This is a genomic window from Gordonibacter faecis, assembly GCF_030077735.1.
GTDB classification, from domain to species: Bacteria; Actinomycetota; Coriobacteriia; order Coriobacteriales; family Eggerthellaceae; genus Gordonibacter; species Gordonibacter faecis.
In genome coordinates this window covers 106,791-127,939 of the sequence record NZ_JASJEU010000005.1, presented here as the reverse complement: position 1 = coordinate 127,939, position 21,149 = coordinate 106,791, and the positions used below count along the sequence as shown (strand labels likewise).

Here is a 21,149-nt window from a genome sequence, read left to right as displayed (position 1 = left end):
ATGCCGAACCTTATCGACATTGTGGAAGTGGCGCAGGCGCTTGAGAGCAAGGCGGTGTTTCTGGCGCCCGACCGCTGCGTGGCCGTGCGCAACCGCCACTCGTCGTGCACCAAGTGCTCCGACGCGTGTCCGACCGGGGCGGTGGGTGCGGCCGAAAACGTGCTGGCGCTCGATTCCGAACTCTGCGTAGCGTGCGGTGCCTGTACGACCGTTTGCCCTGTTGAGGCGCTTATCCCTTTGCAGCCGCTCGACGAGGATTTGGCATCCGCTGTTGCTGACGCCGTGGTGGCAACCGAAGGCACGGCTGCGTTTGCCTGTGCGCGCATCGCATCGAAGCGGGTGGGCGACCCCACCAAGTACGCCGAAGTGCCCTGCCTGGCGCGCATGGAGGAAAGCGTGCTGCTGGGCCTAGCCGCGCGCGGCGTGAGCGATATCGTGCTGGTGGATGGCACGTGCGCCACGTGCAAGTTCCGCGCGAACGTGCCCGGCATTGATACCACGGTGGCCTCGGCGAACAGCCTGCTGGCCGCTCAGGGCTCCGACGTGCGCATTCGCCGCGCGTCAGCATTTCCCGACGCGCTGCTGTTGCAGGATACGCGCAGCTTGCTGGGCGAGTCGCGCCGTGGCTTCTTCACGCAGGCCAAGGACGTGGCGAAGGACGCGGCCGAAAAGACCGTGGAAGTGGCATTCATCAAGAAGGGCGACGCGGCTGGTCCCTCGCTGCGCGAGCGGCTGCGCATGTCTGACGCGGGCACATTGCCGCAGTTCAACCCCACGCGACGCATGCACGTGCTCGACGCGATGGATCAGCTGGGGCCCTCGGTGGTGCCCGAGATCGACACGCGCCTGTTCGGCAGCGTGCACATCGACGTAGAAGCGTGCAGTTCGTGCGGCATGTGCGCCGTGTTCTGCCCGACGGGGGCCCTTGCGAAGAGCGACCTCAAACCCGCTGATGGCGAGGGTAGTTTCCTGGAATTCTCCGCGGCTGACTGCGTGCAGTGCAACCTCTGCGCCGACGCGTGCCTCAAGCAGTGCCTCGAAGTGAGCAGCGTTGTGTCCACCGATGAACTGTTCGACTTCGAGCCGCGTCTCATTCATCTGCCGAATCCGCCTGCGCGCCCGGGTGTCCTGTCCAGCTTGAAGCGCTAGCGCACCGGCGGATGGGCGTGTCTGCGAGGGCAGGGTGCCTTGCGCCCGCCCGCCGCCCCCCGTGCAGTTTGCGACTGTTTTTGCCCCATTTTCCGCACAAGGGTTCCCAAAGCGCGCGATATACTGTATAAAGAAAATGAACAGTTGAAAGAGTTGACATCCGTCAGCTCTCTGCGGAAGCGGGCGAGGGCAATGAACAGCGATTTTATTGTGGCAGTACACGCATTGGTGTTTTTGAATCACAAGCAGTCCGTCGTGTCGAGCGAGGCGTTGGCCGAGAACGTGTGCACGAACGCGGCGCGCGTACGCAAAGTGATGGCGCCGCTCAAGCGCGCGGGTCTTGTTGAGACGCGCGAGGGCAACGAGGGTGGCTACCGGTTTGTCGGCGATGCCGCTGCAATCGATCTCGCTTCCGTGGCCGATGCGCTTGACGTGCGCTTTGTCGAAGCGCGTTGGCACAGCGGTGACGTTCACAAAGAGTGTCTGGTGGCGTCCGGCATGGGAGGCATAATGGACGACCTCTTCGCCGACTTGGACGCCGAGTGCCGCGAACGCCTGAAACAGGTGACCATTGCCTCCATCGATCGGCGCATCTTTGGTGCGCAGACGGCTGAGGGCACGGCGGTTCTGCCCGCCGCTGGGTCACAACCCGCGGCATAGCGCACACGACGAGTTCCTCCGCAGCTGTCGAACGGCCGCCCATCAGCCTATTTCGCCCCTTTTGCCCTGACTGTTCTCTCCCGCGCCCGGGCGCACTGCGCCCACGACGACCGTAAGGAGTCACGCCATGGGTTTCTCGCTTGAAACCAGCATTCCTGCCTTTACCGTGTTCATCCAGGGGCTTTTGAGTTTCTTCTCGCCCTGCGTACTGCCGCTCATTCCGCTGTACGTGGGCTATCTGGCCGGCGGCGCAGCGAAGCGAAACGACGACGGCACCATTGAGTACCCGCGCAAGAAGGTGCTGATAAACACGCTATTTTTTGTGATTGGCGTCAGCTTCGCGTTCTTCTTGTTAGGCATTGGGTTTACGGCGCTCGGGCAATTCTTCACGGGTAATCAGCGGCTGTTCTCCGTCATTGCGGGCATCATTATGGTGGTGTTCGGTCTGTACATGCTGGGTGCGTTCGGCAAAACGCGCGCCATCGAAAAAGAGCGGCGTCTGCCGTTTAACCTGGGGCGTTTCGCCATGAACCCGCTCGTGGCGCTCGTACTGGGCTTCACGTTTAGCTTCGCGTGGACGCCGTGCGTGGGTCCGGTGCTGGCCAGCGTACTGCTGATGGCTTCGTCGAGCGCATCGGCCGCGACGGGCTTTTTCCTGGTGGGCGTTTACACGATTGGCTTCATCCTGCCGTTTCTGGCGGTGGGCCTGTTCACTGGCGAGGTGCTGCGCTTCTTCCGCACACACGGCAACGTGGTGAAATATACGGTGAAAGTGGGCGGCGCGCTGCTCATTGTGATGGGCATTATGACGGTGACCGGGTGGATGAATGGCGTGACCAGCTATTTGTCGTCGTTTGGCGGCGCGCCGGCTGCACAGGAGCAGACGGTTGACGGCGATGCGGCAAACGCGAAGGACGCGAAGACCACGCCCAAGGATAGCGAGGGCAAAGTTGCGGGTGATGAAGGCGCGTCCAACTCCACCGACAAAAAGGAAGGCGCTTCCTCGGATGAGGTGCCTACAACACGGATCGCTCCGCTTGCTGATAAGGTGCTACTCGATCAAAACGGCGTGGAACACCGGCTTTCGGACTACCGCGGCAAAACGATATTCCTCAACTTCTTCGCCACCTGGTGCGGGCCGTGCAAGCGCGAAATTCCCGACATCGAGAAGCTGTACCGCGACCGCGGCGAGAATGCGGATGACCTGGTGGTGCTGGCTGTGGCGAACCCCAAAACGGCCGATCATCCTACAAACTCCGACGTGTCCGTCGAGGAAGTGAAGGCGTTCATCAAGGAGCAGAACATGACGTATCCCGTGCTCATGGACGAAACGGGAGAAGTGTTCGGCGCGTATGGCGTGATGTCGTTCCCCACCACGTTCATGATTGACAAGGACGGGAACGTGTTCGGCTACGCGGCGGGCATGCTTACTCCCGATGTGATGGATAACATCATCGAGCAGACCATGAGCGGTAAGCGGAAGTAACTGCGGCGCGGAGCAAGCCCTGCGTTTGCCCGCGCTCGTTCGCGCCTCTCGCCCTGTGCCCCCTTCCGCCCCCTGATCGTTTCCCGGCATCGTGTCCATTGTGCTACACTTTCCAGCCGGAAAATCACGGCAAACGAAGGGCGGGGGACGAGGCATCTATGGCGTCAGGCGAATCCACAGCGAACGGCACGACGGCGGTTGACGAGGGACTTCACATCAACGAGGCCGAGCGCAAGGGGTGGGCGGATATCGCGTTCATCCGCGCAGGCGGCATGTTCAGCGCGCCGACGCTCATGGTGGGTGCGGCGCTGGGTACGGGCCTTGCGTTGTCGGGCGCGGCGCTCGCAACGCTTATGGGCTTTGGGTTCATTGTGGCCTACATGTGTTTCGTGTCCATGCAGGCGTCCGACCTGGGACTTCCCACGGCTTCGCTCGCAGCACCGGCGCTTGGGCGCACGGGTGCGCGCTATCTGGTATCGCTGATAGTGGGCGTGGTAACCATTGGGTGGTTCGGCGTGCAAACAGCCGTGTGCGGCGCGTCGCTCTCGCTCATGCTGGCCGACGTATTTGGGCTGGCCGCGCCCGTGTGGGCGTGCTCGGTGGCGCTTGGGGCGCTCATGTTGGCCACGGCGCTTGTGGGCTTCGACGGCCTGAAGTGGGTGAGCTCAATTGCCGCGCCGCTGCTGGTGCTCATCTGCCTCTACGGTGTGGGCGCGTCGGTGGCGCGCACGGGCAGCCTTGAGGGGCTGTTGGGCTACGTGCCACTGCCGGGCGACGCCATCGGGTTCATCGCTGGCGTGAACATGGCCGTGGGCCTGTTCGCGTTCGCGGGCGCGACGGCCGGCGACTTCGCCCGCTTCGCACGCACGCGCAAGGACGCGGTGCTTTCCTGCGTGGCGGGCGTAATCCCGGCCGCGCTCGTGGCGCTCATGGCGGGCGCGGCGCTGGCCATCGTTACCGGCGAGGGCGACATCGCCATTATCATGAACTCCATTGGCCTTCCGGCAGTGGGCCTGATCGCGCTCGTGTTGTCGGCCTGGACGGTGAACGCGAGCAACGTGTATTCGGCCGGCCTCGGCTTCGCCGTGATGCTCGGGCGTGACGAAGGCGGCTCCAAGTGGACCACGGCCGTGTCTGGCATCGCGGGTATCCTGCTTGCGGTAGGCGGTATTCTCGGGCAGTTCGAAGCGTTCCTCACCGTGCTTTCCGCGTGCGGCCCGGCGCTGGCCGGCGTTATGGTGGCCGACTACTGGGTGGTGCGGAAGGGCCGCCTGGCGAACCTGCGCACGGTTGAGGGTTTCTCGGTTGCGGGTGTGGTGGGGCTTGTGTGCGGCATTGCGGTAGCGCTCGTGACGGGCGGAACGTTCGCGCTGATCCCGGGCCTGGAACTGCTTGATGTGCCGTTCTTCATTGGGCCGGTGAATGGCATTGTGGTGGCTATGGTGGCCTATGTGGTGGCGTATCGCCTGGCGGGCGGCGAGCGCTTCAGCGGCCCCGTGGCGTGGGCGCGTCCTCGCGAAACTTCTGTGCCTTTTGATGAGACCGAGGGTGAACCTTCGGCGTTAGCCCAGTAGGGGCACTATACTAGGGAGGTCGCGCGCGGCGCGGCTTTCGGCATTCGGGGAAGGATGACTATGCGAAAAATCGGCATCCAGGAAATTGAGGACATCGCGCTCGGCGCGGCGCTTCTTGGTGCGGGCGGGGGCGGCGACCCCTATATTGGTAAACTTACGGCCATCGGTGCGGTGAAAGAATGCGGCGAAGTGGACCTCATCAGCGCTGATGAGGTGCCTGACGGCGCATTCATCATGCCAGCTGCGTCCATGGGCGCGCCCACCATTTTGGCCGAAAAGGGCGTGGGTGCGAACGAATTCGCGAAGCTCTTCGACATGGTGTCGCGCTACTACGGCAAGCCTGTGTACGCCACCATGCCCATGGAGGCCGGCGGCGTGAACTCCATGCTGCCTATTGCGGCGGCCGCGCGCCTGGGCATTCCCATGGTGGACGCCGACGGCATGGGTCGCGCGTTCCCTGAGCTGCAGATGGTCACGTTCACCATTGGGGGCGCATCTGCCACCCCCATGGCGTTTATCGACGAGAAGGGCAACTCGGGCATCCTGGACACCATCACGAACAAGTGGACCGAGGATATTGCGCGCGCCGCCACTATGACCATGGGCGGCACGCTGACCATTGCGCTGTTCTGCATGGATGCCGACACCTGCAAAAACTACGGCGTGCATGGCATTGTGACGCGCTCGGAGGAGCTGGGCCGCGCCATTCGCCTGGCGAAGGATGAGGCCGCGGCGGCAGGCCTCACGCCCGAAGAGTTCTTCCTGAAGTTCACAGGCGGGTACAAGCTGTTCAAGGGCAAGATTGTGGACGTGCTGCGCGAGACGCGCGGGGCGTTCAACTTCGGCAAGGTGGTGCTGGAAGGCATCGCCGAGAACCGCGGCAGCCAGGCCAGCGTGGAATTCCAGAACGAGAACCTGGCGTGCACGGTGGACGGCGAGATTGTGGCTACGGTGCCTGACCTCATTTGCCTGGTGGACCCCGACACGTTCATTCCCGTGCCCACTGACGCGCTCAAGTACGGCAAGCGCGTGCTGGTGGTGGGCCTGGAGTGCTTCGACATGTGGCGCTGCGAAAAGGGCCTGGAGCTGGTGGGGCCGCGTTACTTCGGCATTGACACCGACTACATTCCCGTGGAAGAGCGCTGCGTGCGGAAGGGGGCTTAAACCATGTATAAACTGGGCATTGACGTGGGCGGCACGAACACGGACGCCGTGCTGATTGACGAAAACTTAAACGTGGTGGCTGCGGTGAAGAACCCCACGTCAGACGATATTTATACCGGCATCATGGGCGCGGTTGACGCCGTCTTGGACGCCAGCGGCATCGACCGCGCGCTCATTGGGCAGGCCATGCTTGGCACCACGCAGTGCACGAACGCCATCGTGGAGCGCAAGGGCTTGGCACCCATCGCCGTGCTGCGCATTGGCGCGCCGGCAACGGTGGGCATCCCGCCCATGGTGGACTGGGCAGACGACATCGCGGCGGTATGCGTGGACTCCCGCATTATTGAGGGCGGCTTCGAGTATGACGGCAAGCGCCTGGCGGAATTTGACGAAGCCGGGTGCCGCGCGTTCTTCGAGGGCGTGCGCGGGCGCGTGGAGGCCGTGGCTATCTCGTGCGTGTTCTCCACGGTGCGTGCTGACGACGAGGTGCGCGCGGCTGAGATTGCGCGCGAGGTGCTGGGCGAGGGTGTGCACGTGTCCATTTCGAGCGAAATTGGCTCGATGGGCCTGATAGAGCGCGAGAACGCCACCATCTTGAACGCGGCGCTCTACGATGTGGCGCGCAAGTTTACCGAGGGCTTTGCGGCCAGCCTCGCCGACAAGGGCGTGACGAACGCGGAGGTGTACCTGTCACAGAACGACGGCACGCTCATGACCATGGAGCACGCGCGGCGCTATCCCATTCTGACCATTGCGTGCGGGCCGACGAACTCCATTCGCGGCGCGAGCTACCTATCGCGGCGCGACGACGCCATCGTGATTGACGTGGGTGGCACCACCACTGACCTGGGTGTACTTGCGCACGGCTTCCCGCGCGAGAGCGGCGTGGCGGTGACCATCGGCGGCGTGCGCACGAACTTCCGCATGCCCGACGTGGTGAGCATTGGCCTCGGTGGCGGCTCTATTGTGCGCGTGGCCGAGGACGGCTCGGGCGCGGTGACCGTGGGCCCGGATTCGGTGGGCTATGCCATCACCGAGCGCGCGCTCGTGTTTGGCGGTGACACGATGACCGCCACTGACGTGGCCGTGCGCCTGGGCATGGCTGAGGTGGGGGATGCGTCGCTTGTGGCCGATATCCCGCAGGAGGTGGCCGAGGGCGCGATGGCTGCCATCCGCACGCTGGTGGAGGATGCCATCGATGTGATGAAGGTGTCGAGCGACCCCATCGACGTGGTGCTGGTGGGCGGCGGCGCCATTGTGCTGCCGCAGGATCTGGCCGGCACGGCCAGCGTCGACAAGCCTGAGCACGCCGGCTGCGCAAACGCCATCGGTTCCGCTATTTCCAAGGTGAGCGGCGTATACGAGGCTCTGGTGGATTATGACGTAACCCCTCGCGACGAGGCCCTGGCCGCCGCCCGCGCCGCCGCCATCGAAGCCGCCGTAGAAGCAGGCGCCATCCGCGAAACGGTAGAAATCATCGACGCCGAGGACGTGCCGCTGGCCTACTACCCCGGCCACACCAACCGAGTAAAAGTAAAAGCCTCCGGCGACCTGGGATAACCCGCAGCAACAAAGCAATCAAGCACGCCAAAACCGGGCCATAAAACGGCCCGGTTTTCTTTTTGGCGGGTTTAGTGTTGTCGTAGTAACGGCATTCTCTCGGGCTTGTGGTGGGGGAGTGGGGTGGTCGGTGGCTGGGGGCTGACGAGGTTTGACGCTTGTGGGGTGAAGGTGCCGTTTGGCTGCGCGCCGCCTCCGGTCGTTGTGCGCGGTAGTAGGCGGTGTCGCGTTCGGTGTGCTATACTGGCGATCGCGCTTTAGCGCAGTAAAGTGAAAGAGCGGCTGAGGGGCGCATCATCAGGGGCTGGGCGTCGAGCCGCGGAGGCAATGGGAGGACGATTGATGAAGAAGAACCTCAAAGCGTTTGTCGCAGCGGCGGCAACGCTCGCGCTGTCGGCGGCGCTGCTGGCCGGCTGCTCCGGTGGTGGCGACGCAGAAAAGCCCGCGAACTCAGACAACGGTGGCGCTGCGGATGCGTTCACGCTGACAGTAGGCTTTGACCAGGGCTATCCACCCTACGGCTACGTGGGTGACGACGGCGAATTCACGGGCTTTGACCTGGAACTTGCCAAGGCCGTGTGCGAAAAGAACGGCTGGGGGCTAAAGCTCGAACCCATCGACTGGGATGCGAAGGACGCGCTTATCGCCAGCGGTTCAATCAACTGCATTTGGAACGGCTTCACCATGGAAAACCGCGAGGACGACTACACGTTCTCCGATCCGTATATGTACAACGAGCAGGTTGTCATTGTGAAGAAAGATGCCGGCATGAGTGCGCTTGAAGACTTAAGCGGCAAGATTGTTTTGACGCAGGTGGACTCGGCGGCGCTTCATGTGTTGGAAAGCAGCGAAGAGGGTGGTCAGGCTGAACTTGCCGCCACGTTCAAGGAGTTGCAGACCATCGGTGACTACAACAACGCCTTCATGCAGCTTGAGAGCGGCATCGTAGACGCCGTTGCCTGCGACCTGTCCATCGCGGCTTATCAGATGGCAGCCAAGCCGGATGCCTATGTGAAGCTTGGTGTGCTCGCTCCCGAGAACTACGCTGTCGGCTTCAAGAAGGGTGACACCGACCTGGCAAAACAGGTGACCGACGCCCTCAAGGCACTCGACGAAGATGGCACCGTGAAGCAACTCTGCGAGAAGTACAACGAGCAGGGAATCACCTACGACAACTGGGTTCTGTAAGGGTTTGGCGGCCGGGAGGCCGCCAAACCCTTCTCAGCATTGTTGGCTCGGGCATAAGGATTTGTCTTATGCTCCAGCTCACTGAGAGGTAGAAGTTGGCGTAGTAAGTCAGCGAGGGGCGATGGAGTGCGTCGAATTGCCGTGAAAGCCTTTTGAAGCGTGCTTTGCACGTGAGAAAGGCTTGGATCGGCAAGGCGGCGTGCTCCATCGCCCCGCAGCGTCGACCGTTCCGCCGTTCGGCAGAACGGCGGAAGGATAAGTATGGAATTCGCGACAATGATGGAGCTTTTGGGGTCGGGACTGGTGTTCACCGTCCAGATTTTCGTCATTACGCTGGTGGGGTCGTTGCCGCTTGGCGTGCTGGTGGCGTTCGGTCGCATGAGTCGCTTCAAACCTATTGCGCTCATCACGCGATTCTATATCTCGGTCATGCGCGGCACGCCGCTCATGTTGCAGCTTATGGCGCTCGCATTCGGTCCGTATTACCTGTTCGGCTTGCAGATGGGCAACGACTGGAAATACTGGGCCTGCTCAATCGGCTTCATCATCAACTATGCGGCGTACTTCGGCGAAATCTATCGCGGCGGCATTCAGTCCATTCCGCAAGGGCAGTACGAAGCGGCGGCCGTGCTGGGCTACTCGCGTGCGCAGACATTCATGAAAATCATTCTGCCGCAGGTGATAAAGCGCATCCTTCCGGCCATGAGCAACGAAATTATCACGCTGGTCAAGGATACTTCACTTGCGTTCGTGCTGGGCGTTATGGAGATGTTTAGCCAGTCCAAAGCTATTGCATCTTCGCAGGCAAGCTTGCTTCCTTATGTGCTGGCCGGTGCGATTTATTGGGTGTTCAACTTCATTGTGGAAATCATACTCACGCGCATAGAGAAAAAGCTGAATTACTACCACGACTAGGCTATTTGACTGCAACCTTTGTTTGACCTGCGATAAGGAGTTGTGACAACGATGACTGACCAGTCGCTTGTGCTGTTGGAGCACGCGAAGAAGAGCTTCGGGGACACGCCGGTGCTCAAGGACCTCTCGCTGTCGGTGCACAAGGGCGAAGTGGTGGCCGTCATTGGGCCGTCGGGCGGCGGCAAGTCTACGCTTCTGCGCTGCTGCACGTTGCTGGAAACGCTCGATGCGGGACGCCTCGCGTTCGGTGACTTGTTGGTGTGCGAAGACGGCCCCGACGGGCGTGCTGTCTATGGGTCGAAGGCCGTACAGAAGCAGGCGAAAGAACGCTTTGGCCTGGTGTTCCAGAACTTCAATCTGTTCCCGCACTACACCGTGCTGAAGAACATAACGGACGCGCCGCTGCATGTGCAGAAGCGTCCAAAAGACGAGGTTATGACCCATGCGCGTGCTCTGCTGGACAAGATGGGACTTGCGGGCAAGGAAAACATGGTGCCCTGCGAGTTGTCGGGCGGTCAGCAACAGCGTGTGGCCATCGCCCGTGCGCTCGCGCTCAACCCCGACGTGCTGTTCTTTGACGAACCCACCAGTGCGCTTGACCCCGAGCTCACGCAAGACGTGCTGAAAGTCATCCGCGACCTGGCGGCCGAGCACATGACCATGGTCATCGTCACGCACGAGATGAATTTCGCCCGCGACGTGGCCGATCACATCGTGTTCATGGACGGCGGCATCATCGTAGAAGAGGGCCCCGCCGCCGACCTCATCAACAACCCCAAACACGAACGCACCCGCGCCTTCCTCTCCAAATACGAACAAGACTAGAAGCACGCATCAAACCCCTCCATGCGAAAGCGCGTCGCTCAAAAAAGCGACGCGCTTGCGCGCTACCGCGGGTGTGTTTTGTTTGGCGATGAAGGACGGCTGTCAGCTTCCCGTCCGCAGGTGACCGGCGGGTGACTTCTTTTGGTGTTCGCGGGGCGTTTGCTATACTGGGGAGATTCGAAACATGATGGGAGGCGTCCGGGATGGCAATCGACAAGGTGAAGGCGTATTTGCGCGAGCGTGGCATGGAGGAGCGCGTGTTGGAGTTCGACACGTCGAGCGCCACCGTGGAGCTGGCGGCCGCAGCGGTGGGGTGCGAGCCGGCTCGCATCGCGAAGACGCTGTCGTTCCATGTGGGCGACCGCGTGGCGCTGGTTGTTGCCGCAGGTGACGCGCGCATTGACAATCCCAAATTCAAGGCGCAGTTCGGCTGTAAGGCGAAGATGCTGGCCGCCGACGAGGCGGAGCCGCTCATCGGCCACGGCGTGGGCGGCGTGTGTCCGTTCGCGGTGAACGACGGCGTAGACGTGTACCTGGATGAGTCGCTACGTCGCTTCGATGTGGTGTATCCGGCGGCCGGCAACGCGGCCAGTGCGGTGCGCCTCACTCCCGATGAACTTCAGCAGTGTGCCGAGCCCTGCACGTGGGTTGACGTGTGCAAACTCCCATGACGGCGGCTGAAAAGCCTTCCGCGACGAATGCGTTTCGAGGCGCGCAGGCACCGGGTGCCCCGGTAACGTTCTACGTGGTACGCCACGGCCAAACGCTGTTCAATGTGATGGGCAAGGTGCAGGGCTGGTGCGACACCCCGCTCACGGAAGACGGCGTGCGTGGCGCGGAGAAGCTGGGGCGCGGTCTGGCCGAAGTGGACTTTGTTGCTGCGTATGCCAGCGACAGCGGTCGAGCCGAACAGACGCTTGATGTGCTGCTGAGCGCACGCGCTGCGGCGCGCGGCGAGGCGTCCGCGCTGACCCAGACCTCCCTGAGCGCCACGACCGACACCAGCGATCCCGCGGCAACCGGCGCCGCCGCATCCCCGGCGTTGCGCGCGCCGCTCTGCACGGGCGCGTCGCTTCCCCTCGCCTTCGACGCTCGGCTGCGCGAGTGGTGCTACGGTGACCTGGAAGGTGAGCCCGGCGAGTTGCTGCACGAAGCGCTCACCCGCGGCTTCGGCGAAGACCTCTCCTTCGAAGAGCACAACCGCCGCCTTCCCGAGGTGGCAAACGTCATCGTACAAGCCGACACCTCGGGCCGCGCCGAACGTTTCGAAACCATCGAACAGCGTCTGACCAGCTTTTTCCGCGAGGCCGGTGATGCCATAAGCCGCGCCGATGGCGGCAACGTGCTGGTGGTCACCCACTCCTTCGTCGTGCGCACGCTCGTGTACCTGCTGGAACCCTCGCGCGTGAACGACCCCGTAAAAATCCCCAATACCAGCGTCACCCGCATCCACTACGACCAAACCGGCTTCACCCTCGCCGAAATAGGCTCCACCGCCTGGCAAAAGGCCTAGCACAACGGGAGCCCCGGCCGCAGCCAGGACTCCCACTCGCGCGAAAATTTCGCACCCGCATCTTCTACAACTTAGCCTCCACCATATCAATCAGCTCCTGCTGTGAGTGTATGCCCAACTTCTTATAAATATGGTAGGTGTGCGTCTTAATCGTGTGCGGCGAAATGAACAGTTCCTCGGCAATGTAGTGCTGGTTACGCCCGCGCGCCAACATGGTGTGAATCCTCGTCTCCTGGTTGGTAAGCTCGTGCGTCTCGGCAATCTCTTCGCACGCTGCTTTCCATTTATCGAGAAACGCGTCCGCCTGGGGCTCGCCGGATTCCTCCTTCCGGCTTTTAATGAGGTCCCACACTAGCAGCATCACGAGCGCAATAACAATAATGATGGAAAAGATGGAATATCCCGTGTCGAACTCCGCTTGCCCAAGTTCGGCATACAGCAGCGCGCCCACGCTCCATCCAATGAAGATGCCGAAAAAGTTGCCGATGGTGGGCGGCGCGTACGACACATAAATAGGTAGCTGGCGGTCGCTTATTTCGTCAGCCAAATCGCCCCAGGTGATAGCATCAAAACAGGTGAACCCAAAAATAATCAGCGTCAGGAAGAAAATTTTCAGCATCTCTGGCACGTAGGGAAACGGCAGCACCGCAAGGGCAATCAGCGGAAGCAGCAGCATGCGGTACAAATCCGAGTCGGCCTTCACCTTCTTCGATAGCACGTAAACGGCAAATGCCAAAGATGACACCGCAATCGAGGCGGCAATCACCATCACCATTCCTTGTTCCACGGCAAGCTTGAGCACTGCGTAGGAAGTCACGCCGAAAATGAGCGTATACAACAAGGTGCGCGGCAGTGTGGGAACAAACTCCCGCAGCCGCTCAAGAATCGCTGTGCGGTAGGCGCTGCATGACTCGGCGGCATCGAGTCGCTTCGGTCCGATGCCTTTGTTCACTAGATGCGAGCACGCCACGGACGCCACGGGGAAGGAGGCTATCAGGCTAATTCCCACCACCGGGGTCATAAACAGCGGCAAAAAGTACAGAAGCGACGCCAGCAAAAACGCCAGCGCGATGCTGCGCATCAGCTTGGCGCGCCGCAGCCACACGAAAAAGGGGCCGGTCTTCAAATAGATGAACGAGGACGCAAATCCTCCAATAGCGAAAAGCACCCCCGCTTGTGGGAAGCTCAGCTCGCCGCCCACCTGCCCAAGAAACGCGGGAGCCTCCGTTAAAAGCGACAGCAAGGCGATGCCTACGGTAAACCACATGCGGTCTACCATGCGCTGTAAATAGCACCCGAACAGGACAAACGCTCCCATACTCAGCGCTGAGCTGCCCGCAACAATAACGCAGAGCATCAGGTAGGCGTTAAATTCCTCCGCCGCGAACGGGTTCAGCACGTTGGCGTGGAAGATGGAAAAGATCCAGGCCCAGTAGGCGGCCAGCGCCACAATGCCCAAGATGACGTAGCGCGAACTGTTGCCGATAAGCAGGTCGCGACCGTCGCTTTCGGCCGCGCGCGTGCTCTCATATTCAGAGAACAGGTGCTTCTCTTGAGCAGTCAACGGTCACCTCCTGTGGTCTCGGCTCAAACCTTGTCGTGTGTGCCACGCGATGAAAAACTACCCAAGCCGCCCTTCGTTCCTGGTGAGGCGGGGAAAACAAAGCCGCAGGTTGCGCACACCTTTGCGTCAGGCTTGTTTGCGCTCAGACACGCAGGACACAAACCCCGGCGGTAAGGGGGATGGCATTTCCCACAGTTTCGGCACGGAAAGCAGTGTTCCCTCATAACGGTACCTCACCTCGAATCTTCGCGGTGGGCATCGAGTAAATCCGATGCCCACCGTTTAGAACTGCGTATGCTCGCTGTCGCTATTCGAGCGTGACCCGCTTGCTCTTGTTGTAGATGCGGCGGAAAGCGAACAGGCAGATTGCGCACGCCACCAGCGACAACGCGCCCATGGCCACCGCCGCTGCACTGTAGCCAGCGCTGTCAAGAATCATGCCAACAAGTGCGGGCACGGCCAGGGTGCCACCGTTTTGCCCGAGCACCACCACGGCGGTTGCGGCACCAACCGTTTTCGGCGAACGTGCCACCTCAGGAGCCATCGCGAAGAACACGGTGGGCGCAGCGCCCAGGAAGCATCCCAGCACAAAGGCGATGATATACGTTCCCACTACACCAATGTTCAGGTTGAACCACAGGAAGAGGCCGATAGCGCACACCAGCATATCGACAAACAGCAACATGCCCTTGTCCTTCGTCCGCGCAAGCACTACGCCCATCGTGGTGCCGCCGACCAGCATACCCGCGGCCGCAATGGTTGCGCACATGTTCGCCGCGCCTTCGCTCCAGCCGTTCTCGACGTTCAGGAAGGGAATGGTGAAGGCGTTGAACGCGTCGGTTGCGCCGCCCACCAGGAAGAACATGACGGCGCTCAGCAGGGACAGCGGAGCTAAGTAGCCCCACAAAACACCATGCTTCTCGGTATCTTCTTTGACGCCGGTGGTTTCTTCCAGGTCCTTACGCTCGGATTCGGCTGGCGCTTTCACGCACACAACCACCAGCATGAAGGCCAGCACCGCACCAATGAGGCCGAAGATCCACATGCCCGTCCAGTTGCTGTTCTCCATGATGGGGGTGGCGGACAACGTCACAATCATCATGGCGAAGCCGACGTTCGCGCCCCACACGCCGTTGGCGAGGCCACGCTTTTTGGGCTCGTACCACATGGCGATAATGCCAGGGCCTGCGGTCATGGCTGCGCCGTAACCGCAGCCTTCCAGCGCGCGGGTTACCAAAATGCCCACATCACTTGTCCAGAACAGGCCAACCACATTGCCCACGATGGACACTAAAAGCGCAATGCTGACCACTTTGCGCGCGCCGAAGCGATCCATGAGCGCGCCGCCGAACAGCGCCATGACCACAGCCGCGATGGAAAACATGGTCATCATGAGGCCTTGGGTGGTGTAGGAAATGCCCAGCACTTCCATCATGTTTGGTGCGGCGGGCGGCACCTTGCCGTACTCAAATGCAATGAGCACGCTGGCGATAATAATGGCCCATACAGGAATCCATGCCCGAGTTTTCTTATTCATGAAGTGTTCCCCTTTCGTAATGATGCCGGCGCCCGATGGTGTTTCCCCTCTCATCAGGCGCCGAAACAAGCCGGTACGGTTAAGCTGACGCGCAGCAGAACAGGGTCTGCTTGGGCTTTTGGGCCAGCTCGCGCGCCAAATCTTCAATATCCCCGTACTTCAAAACCTGCGCCTGGCAGTGCTTTACGCAGGTGGGCACGTGGCCCTTCGCCACGCGCGCGCCGCACAAATCGCACTGGTCCGTGGGCGCGGGCAGGTAGCTGTACTGCCACTTCTTTGGCGCGTACTCCCATGGGCCCACTTCGTGCACTTTGATGCCCCACTGGTCGCTTGGGTAGCCGTGCTCAAGTTGGCAGGCCACTTCGCAGGTGTGGCACCCTGTGCACCATTCGTAATCGACCAACAATCCCTTTGCGCCCATATGGCTTACGCTCCTTCCGCTACCGGGTACATCTTGCAAATGGTGTTCTTGTAATTCGCGCCGAAGCCGGACGCGCCGCAGTCGTAGGGCAGAAGGTTCTCAACGGTGAGGTCCCACAAATCGTACAGGCCCTCGTCCAGCTCGCACGGCGCTTCCGGGCGCCACCAGGCGTGATCGGTGTTGATGGTGTGCTCGTTCACGATGGGCGTTTCGCGCACCTGACGCTTGCAGCGCCCGTGCATATTCTCCAGCCACACCCAGTCGCCGTCCTTTACGCCATACTTCGCAGCGGTGGCCGGGTTGACATACACCAGAGGCTCGGGGTGCAGGGCGCGCATGCGCGGAATCTGACGATGCTCCGAATGGAACATGCTCCACACGCGTGCGCCGGTGGTAAGCACGAGCGGGTACTCTTCGAACAGCTCCGGTGTTGACCGGGGGCTGGGCACTGGCTCTTCATAAGACGGAAGCGGGTCGAGGCCGAGCGAATTGTACATGGTGCACCACAGCTCGATGCGACCCGTTGCGGTTTGGAAGCCGGGGTTGCCATCCTCGCGCAGCAGGCCTTTTTCGTGCATGCGGTAGTCGAACGGCGGATAGCCGGGCGCCAGCTCCTGCATTTCTTCGAAGGAGTGGCCGGTCTCTTCCAGGATGTCGGAGTACATGTCCTCCACCGTGTCCCACGGCCAGGCCTCAGGCGAGATGCGCTTGCCAATGTCGAGACATATCTGCATGTCAGACCTTGACTCGCCCAAAGGCTCGATGGCCTTGTTGATGGTTTCGGCACGCTGCGCGCCGTCGCCGATACGCAGGCCGTTGCGTTCGGCATACGTGCACGCGGGCAGGAAGTAGTCGGCCAGCGCCATGGCGGTGGGTGTCATGAACAGGTCGACGCACACGATGGTGTCGATGTTCATATGCGCGGCCAGGGTGCGCTTCGCGTCGACGCCGGTGCAGGCCAGGGGGTTGGTAGTCTGCATCCATGCCACCTTGATGGGGTAGGGCGTGCCCGTTTCGAGGCACTTGATGTAGTCGTCGGTGACGCATTCCTGGAAGCCCATCTTGATGAGCGGGTGTTCCTCCTGGCCGATGCGTTTCGCCTCCTGCTCCGGCGTGAGGAATTCGGAGCCCCAGCCAGCGGCGTAGTTGAGAATGCTTGCGGGCTGCTGCATGGTGCCGGGTTTGCCGATGTTGCCGGTAATTTCGAAGAGCGCGAGCACGGCCTGCGCTGTGGGGATGGTTTCTTTGATTTGGTCGATGGCAACGCCCCACTGCAAAATGGCGCGCTCTGCTGTGCCGATGCGGCGGGCGGCGGCGGCGATTTCGTCCGCGGGGATTTCCGTGATGGCGGCAACTTCGTCAAGCGGGTATTCGCGGGCGCGTTCGGCCAGTTCATCGAAGCCGTAGCACCACAGGTCGACGAACTCATGGTCGTAGAGGTCGTTCTCTATCAGGTAGTTCACCATGCCAAGCGCCAGGGCGCCGTCGGTGCCAGGGCGAATCTGCAGGAAGAGTTCGGCGCGCGAAGCGAGCCAGGTCAAGCGAGGGTCAACGACGATGGCCTTTGTACCTCGCTTCATGCAGTCGACCACCCAGTGACCGTACAGGCCGTCGGAGTTCGATATGATGGGGTTATTGCCCCAGATCACAATGAGGTCGGGCTGTTCCCAGTTCGGATTGTCGTAGCGGTCGGGGAACTGCTGCGCGTAGTCGCCCACCCAGAACGACCCAGAGGTTGAAAAGCAGCCGGCAACGCGCGGCGAATAGCATGACTGGCCCGACATCATGAACACGAAGTTGGGGCTATTGAATCCCCAGCACAAACGCGTGATGTACTGGCCGATGTCGCGGCCGGTGCCCGAGTAGAATGCCACGGATTCCGGGCCGTATTCTTCCTTGGCTTCCAGGATTTTCCCGGCGATTTCGTCGAGCGCAACGTCCCAGCTTATCTGCTCCCACTGGTTCTTGCCGCGGTTTTTCGGGTCGCGTTTCATCGGGTGTAGGATGCGGTCCGGCGAATACACGACTTCCGGCAGATCGAGGCAGCGCACGCACAAGCGCCCCTGGTTGAAGGGATTCTCGGGGTCACCCTCCACTTTAACGAGCTTTCCGTTGTCGTCGGTAAACAGCAGAACGCCGCATCCGAGGTGGCATCCCGGCGCCGACCATCCGCACCCCCTGGTCACGTGCAGCCCGTCTTCGTCAAAGCGATACGGCTTTTCGTGATCGACGGTGGTGTAGTCTCGTTTCTCTCCCATGAAGCTCCCTCTCCTTTCGTCTCTTCGAACGATGAGCTTGGTGGCTTGGCGGCTACTGCTGCGCCCCAAGCCAAACCCCCTGTGCATACCTTTTCACATGTGTGCACAGGGGGAAATCGCTCACTTCACGTATTGGGGGGAGAAGGGAGGTGATTTCTGTATGTACCGTCTTCTCATACCGATGGTATTACCTGGATTGATCTGGGGAAACTGCTTCTGGAGATGCGCGATGCCGGCGCCCTTTGGGGACGTCGGCATCGGAAACGGGAAATGGGTTACTTGCTAATGCCTGGAGCCGCGCTGGGTGAAGCGGCCGAGATCGGCGGGCTCGCCGTCGCGAGTAGGGCCGGCGTACTTGCCGGGGCCGGGTTGGGGCTTTGGCATGTTTGTGTTGGGCTTGTCAGCCTCGGAGTGTGGCATGTTGCTGGGAACGTGTTGCTGCTGGCCTTGGGATTGGCTTTGGCTTTGGGCTTGAGGTTTGCTTTGGGATTGCTCCTGCTTTTGACGCTGGCCCTGGGCCTGACCCTGGCTTTGACCTTGGTTCTGCTGCTGGCCGCGGCCGCCTTCTTCACGATAGATCTTGCAGCCGAGCGTGTTTGCGCGCCAGCCGACGCCACCGCCGCAGGGGTCACCCGCGCGGTTCTCGCGGGGAGGGGTGGAGCCCATCGGTTGTGCACCCGCGGGCTGCTGCACGCGCTGAGGGCGACCTTCCCAAGGAGCCACGCGTGCCGAGCGCTCGTGGCGAATGATGGCTGGGATACCTGAAACCTTGCGGGCGGCAAATACCCAGGGGCTCACGCGCGCCTCGCGGCCGCCGTCGTACCAGCCGCGCTGGCCATCGCGGCCCAAGGGATGTTCTCGCTGGTAGTGCGGGGCGCTGCTGCCCTTGTCGTCCTTGCGTGCGTCGGCCTTCCCACCGCGCTGGTCGCCATCCTTGCGCCCTTCGCTTTGACTTTGCCCGCTTTGGCCCTTTCCGTCCGCACCTTCGCCACGCTGACCAGCACCTTCCTCGGTGCCCTCGTGATCGAGCGGATGGGTGCGCGTGCCCATGAGCCACTCGCCGGCCATCAGCTGGAAGCCCATCGGCATGAAGCGCACGCCGAACGCACCCACTTTGTTGTACCAGCCGGTGACGGCGCACAGCTCGCCGCGCATGAGCGCGCGGTACACGCGAATGGCTGTCTCATCAGCGCTCATGGAGAAATATTTCCACGCAGGAGCGCCTTCAATGCCGGCGTTCTTCGGGAAGTTCGTGCGCGTGGCGCCGGGGCACACGGTGGTCACGGTCACGCCCGAGCCGCGCAGTTCGTGCGCAAGCGCCGTGGAGAACGACAGCACGAACACCTTCGCCGCGCCGTAAAGGGCATTGTAGGGGCACGGCGTTTTCGCCATCATTGAACTCATGTTGAGGATGCGACCGTGCCCGCGCTCCAGCATGGGCTGCAGAAACACGTTGGTGAGTTCGGCCAAGCTGGTGACGCTCACCTGGAGCATCGCGCGGATGTCGGCCACGGACAACTCCGAGAACCGGCCGGCCGGGCTATAGCCAGCGTCGTTCACAAGGATTTCAATTTCCTTGCCGGCTTCCTTTACGCGCTTAAAGATGGTGCGCGCGGAATTCGGGTCGGAGAGGTCGCAGGCGACGGGCAGTACGTCCACATCAAGGGCGCGCAGTTCCTCCGCCTGCTTTTTCAGGGACTCTTCGTCGCGGGCCACGGTAACCAAATCATAACCGTCGCTGGCGAACAGCAGGCAGAGGGACTCGCCGATGCCGCTCGTCGCGCCGGTAACCAGGGCTGTTTTTGCCATGATGGCGCTCCTTTCGTCGGAGGGCGCACAAGCGCCCAAGCATTCCTCCGCATCATAGGAGCGCCCGCGCCGGCCGTTTCCGCCGCCCGCGCGTCCGTTGGAAAGGCGCGACCCGCGCGAAATCAGGTTGATAACCAGCGTGTGGCGAAGGTGACGCTTAGCAGGATGTATCACCTGGTTGGGGCTGAGTTGATGCGCTGCCGGTGGATTCGGGGGCGGTGGCCGGTGCGGGCTTTTCCTCGTCGAGTGTGCGCATGCTCTTCGTGGCGGCGGCCCAGAGCGACACCGCAATCCAGCACCCTACCAGGGCTAGCGCCGCCACACCTTCGCCGAACACACTCACGACGGCCGAGGTGGCGAACACGGCAACCGGCGCAGCCACCAGCATAAGCGAGTTTTGCGTGCCAAGGGCACTGCCGCGCGATTCCTCGGGAATGCGGTCGAACATGAAGAATCCCAGCAGCGCCGAGGCCGGCCCTGCACTCACGCCCAAGAGCACCGCGCCTGCCAGCATGAACGGGAAGTCCGGCAGCGTTCCGAGCACCGCCACACCCGCCGCCATGCCGACGAGCGAGAGTACATACCAGGCGCGTCTCGAGAGCTTTGGTGCCACCGCCGCATACCCAAGCGAGCTTGCCAACAGGCCAAACGACATGGCCGACAACACATAGCCCAGCAGTTCGGGATGCCCATTCTCCGTGAAGTGCACGGGCAGTACCAGACCCTGGAACGACCCCATCACCATCACAATGCCGAACGAAAGCAGCGTGGAAGCGGTCAGAATGCCGTCAGTGCGGAACAGTACGCGCACACCGGTGCGCAGCGCATGAAACGCCGAAGCCACCGCGCCGCGCCCTTCGCTGTGGGCGGCATCGCGCAGACCCTCCGCGCCCACCGAATGCGGCAAGGTGCAGGTGACGAGCGCGGCCAGCATCGAGAGCGTCGCCGTGAACCAGAGCGACGGCACGCCGCCCACCGCGCCTATGAACAGCGCCGCGAGCGCCGGGCCCACAATAGTAGTGAGCGAATCGAGCGACTGTGACAGCCCCATGAACCGTTGCAAGTCGCGCCCGTCGCGCTCCACGACAGCAGGCAGAAGGGCATCGCGTGCAGTCATACCCGGGATATCGCCCACAGCTCCCATCAGGCCCAACACGATAAACCACCCGAAGTTCAGCCCCCACACCATATCCACCACAGGGATAAGCGCCACGCTCACGGCCGACACAAGGTCGGAAAGAATAGAAATGTCGCGCCGGTTGAAGCGGTCGAGCGCCGCCCCGCCCGCAATGCCAATGAGCATCTGCGGCACCGCGCAAATAAGCGCCAACGTACCTGCCGCCAATGCGTCGCCGGTGGTCGCCAACAACACAAGCGGCAACGCCACACCGGCCACCGAGTTACCCAACAGCGAAAGCGCGCCCGATAACAAAAACCGGGGAGCAAGAGAACGCGTCATAGGAAGTCCTTTCTGTAAACAACAGAAAGCAGTAAAAACCCCGACGCAACGTCGGGGTCAAGCGGCT

Annotated in this window: 17 protein-coding genes; 11 read left to right on the top strand and 6 right to left on the bottom strand. The window is 61.8% G+C overall.

What is annotated here, in order from left to right; genetic code table 11:
• From QNJ86_RS02940 to QNJ86_RS02890, 11 genes are all read left to right on the top strand, one after another.
• Positions 1-1,149, top strand: a complete 1,149-nt coding sequence (locus QNJ86_RS02940; RefSeq protein WP_283831089.1) for a 4Fe-4S binding protein — start codon at positions 1-3, stop codon at positions 1,147-1,149.
• A 192-nt stretch (positions 1,150-1,341) separates the two neighbouring features.
• On the top strand, positions 1,342-1,809 hold the full coding sequence (locus QNJ86_RS02935) for an RrF2 family transcriptional regulator (protein ID WP_283831088.1): 468 nt from the start codon (positions 1,342-1,344) through the stop codon (positions 1,807-1,809).
• A 127-nt stretch (positions 1,810-1,936) separates the two neighbouring features.
• Positions 1,937-3,295: a cytochrome c biogenesis protein/redoxin gene (locus tag QNJ86_RS02930; RefSeq protein ID WP_283831087.1), complete on the top strand. Its 1,359-nt coding sequence runs from the start codon at positions 1,937-1,939 to the stop codon at positions 3,293-3,295.
• Positions 3,296-3,453: 158 nt separating this feature from the next.
• Positions 3,454-4,869 carry a cytosine permease gene (locus QNJ86_RS02925; protein WP_283831086.1) on the top strand — a complete coding sequence of 472 codons (1,416 nt, stop codon included), beginning with the start codon at positions 3,454-3,456 and terminating at the stop codon, positions 4,867-4,869.
• A 60-nt stretch (positions 4,870-4,929) separates the two neighbouring features.
• Complete coding sequence (locus QNJ86_RS02920; RefSeq protein WP_283831085.1) at positions 4,930-6,033, top strand: S-methyl thiohydantoin desulfurase family protein; 1,104 nt, start codon at positions 4,930-4,932, stop codon at positions 6,031-6,033.
• Between the two features lie 3 nt (positions 6,034-6,036).
• Positions 6,037-7,593, top strand: a complete 1,557-nt coding sequence (locus QNJ86_RS02915) for a hydantoinase/oxoprolinase N-terminal domain-containing protein (RefSeq protein WP_283831084.1) — start codon at positions 6,037-6,039, stop codon at positions 7,591-7,593.
• 342 nt (positions 7,594-7,935) lie between these two features.
• Positions 7,936-8,781: a transporter substrate-binding domain-containing protein gene (locus tag QNJ86_RS02910; RefSeq protein WP_283831083.1), complete on the top strand. Its 846-nt coding sequence runs from the start codon at positions 7,936-7,938 to the stop codon at positions 8,779-8,781.
• 261 nt (positions 8,782-9,042) lie between these two features.
• Positions 9,043-9,696 carry an amino acid ABC transporter permease gene (locus QNJ86_RS02905; RefSeq protein ID WP_283831082.1) on the top strand — a complete coding sequence of 218 codons (654 nt, stop codon included), beginning with the start codon at positions 9,043-9,045 and terminating at the stop codon, positions 9,694-9,696.
• 51 nt (positions 9,697-9,747) lie between these two features.
• A complete protein-coding gene (locus QNJ86_RS02900; RefSeq protein WP_283831080.1) occupies positions 9,748-10,521 on the top strand; it encodes an amino acid ABC transporter ATP-binding protein in 774 nt (257 codons plus the stop codon).
• 203 nt (positions 10,522-10,724) lie between these two features.
• Positions 10,725-11,192, top strand: coding sequence for a YbaK/EbsC family protein (locus QNJ86_RS02895; protein WP_283831079.1), 468 nt, complete (start codon positions 10,725-10,727; stop codon positions 11,190-11,192).
• On the top strand, positions 11,189-12,034 hold the full coding sequence (locus QNJ86_RS02890; RefSeq protein ID WP_283831078.1) for a histidine phosphatase family protein: 846 nt from the start codon (positions 11,189-11,191) through the stop codon (positions 12,032-12,034). Before QNJ86_RS02895 ends, QNJ86_RS02890 begins: the two co-directional genes overlap by 4 nt.
• A gap of 64 nt (positions 12,035-12,098) precedes the next feature.
• On the opposite strand, the gene QNJ86_RS02885 is transcribed toward QNJ86_RS02890, so the two are convergent.
• The 6 genes from QNJ86_RS02885 to QNJ86_RS02860 form a co-directional block, all read right to left on the bottom strand.
• A complete protein-coding gene (locus tag QNJ86_RS02885) occupies positions 12,099-13,598 on the bottom strand; it encodes a response regulator transcription factor (protein ID WP_283831077.1) in 1,500 nt (499 codons plus the stop codon).
• A 307-nt stretch (positions 13,599-13,905) separates the two neighbouring features.
• Positions 13,906-15,135: an MFS transporter gene (locus QNJ86_RS02880; RefSeq protein ID WP_283831076.1), complete on the bottom strand. Its 1,230-nt coding sequence runs from the start codon at positions 15,133-15,135 to the stop codon at positions 13,906-13,908.
• 79 nt (positions 15,136-15,214) lie between these two features.
• On the bottom strand, positions 15,215-15,556 hold the full coding sequence (locus QNJ86_RS02875; protein ID WP_283831075.1) for a 4Fe-4S dicluster domain-containing protein: 342 nt from the start codon (positions 15,554-15,556) through the stop codon (positions 15,215-15,217).
• A 5-nt stretch (positions 15,557-15,561) separates the two neighbouring features.
• Positions 15,562-17,814 carry a molybdopterin-dependent oxidoreductase gene (locus QNJ86_RS02870; RefSeq protein ID WP_283831074.1) on the bottom strand — a complete coding sequence of 751 codons (2,253 nt, stop codon included), beginning with the start codon at positions 17,812-17,814 and terminating at the stop codon, positions 15,562-15,564.
• A 282-nt stretch (positions 17,815-18,096) separates the two neighbouring features.
• Entirely contained in the window at positions 18,097-19,623 is a 1,527-nt protein-coding gene (locus QNJ86_RS02865; RefSeq protein WP_283831073.1) for an SDR family NAD(P)-dependent oxidoreductase, read from the bottom strand.
• Positions 19,624-19,780: 157 nt separating this feature from the next.
• Positions 19,781-21,082 (bottom strand): MFS transporter, encoded by a 1,302-nt coding sequence (locus tag QNJ86_RS02860; RefSeq protein WP_283831072.1) that lies wholly within the window; start codon positions 21,080-21,082, stop codon positions 19,781-19,783.
• Positions 21,083-21,149: the final 67 nt, after the last annotated feature.

Bases quoted from the DNA above. Each gene is read 5' to 3' on its own strand.
- QNJ86_RS02915 (WP_283831084.1), top strand. From the start codon at position 6,037: ATGTATAAACTGGGCATTGACGTGGGCGGCACGAACACGGACGCCGTG.
- QNJ86_RS02875 (WP_283831075.1), bottom strand. From the start codon at position 15,556: ATGGGCGCAAAGGGATTGTTGGTCGATTACGAATGGTGCACAGGGTGC.
- QNJ86_RS02860 (WP_283831072.1), bottom strand. From the start codon at position 21,082: ATGACGCGTTCTCTTGCTCCCCGGTTTTTGTTATCGGGCGCGCTTTCG.
- QNJ86_RS02870 (WP_283831074.1), bottom strand. From the start codon at position 17,814: ATGGGAGAGAAACGAGACTACACCACCGTCGATCACGAAAAGCCGTAT.
- QNJ86_RS02895 (WP_283831079.1), top strand. From the start codon at position 10,725: ATGGCAATCGACAAGGTGAAGGCGTATTTGCGCGAGCGTGGCATGGAG.
- QNJ86_RS02905 (WP_283831082.1), top strand. From the start codon at position 9,043: ATGGAATTCGCGACAATGATGGAGCTTTTGGGGTCGGGACTGGTGTTC.
- QNJ86_RS02910 (WP_283831083.1), top strand. From the start codon at position 7,936: ATGAAGAAGAACCTCAAAGCGTTTGTCGCAGCGGCGGCAACGCTCGCG.
- QNJ86_RS02865 (WP_283831073.1), bottom strand. From the start codon at position 19,623: ATGGCAAAAACAGCCCTGGTTACCGGCGCGACGAGCGGCATCGGCGAG.
- QNJ86_RS02890 (WP_283831078.1), top strand. From the start codon at position 11,189: ATGACGGCGGCTGAAAAGCCTTCCGCGACGAATGCGTTTCGAGGCGCG.
- QNJ86_RS02930 (WP_283831087.1), top strand. From the start codon at position 1,937: ATGGGTTTCTCGCTTGAAACCAGCATTCCTGCCTTTACCGTGTTCATC.
- QNJ86_RS02935 (WP_283831088.1), top strand. From the start codon at position 1,342: ATGAACAGCGATTTTATTGTGGCAGTACACGCATTGGTGTTTTTGAAT.
- QNJ86_RS02900 (WP_283831080.1), top strand. From the start codon at position 9,748: ATGACTGACCAGTCGCTTGTGCTGTTGGAGCACGCGAAGAAGAGCTTC.
- QNJ86_RS02925 (WP_283831086.1), top strand. From the start codon at position 3,454: ATGGCGTCAGGCGAATCCACAGCGAACGGCACGACGGCGGTTGACGAG.
- QNJ86_RS02880 (WP_283831076.1), bottom strand. From the start codon at position 15,135: ATGAATAAGAAAACTCGGGCATGGATTCCTGTATGGGCCATTATTATC.
- QNJ86_RS02940 (WP_283831089.1), top strand. From the start codon at position 1: ATGCCGAACCTTATCGACATTGTGGAAGTGGCGCAGGCGCTTGAGAGC.
- QNJ86_RS02920 (WP_283831085.1), top strand. From the start codon at position 4,930: ATGCGAAAAATCGGCATCCAGGAAATTGAGGACATCGCGCTCGGCGCG.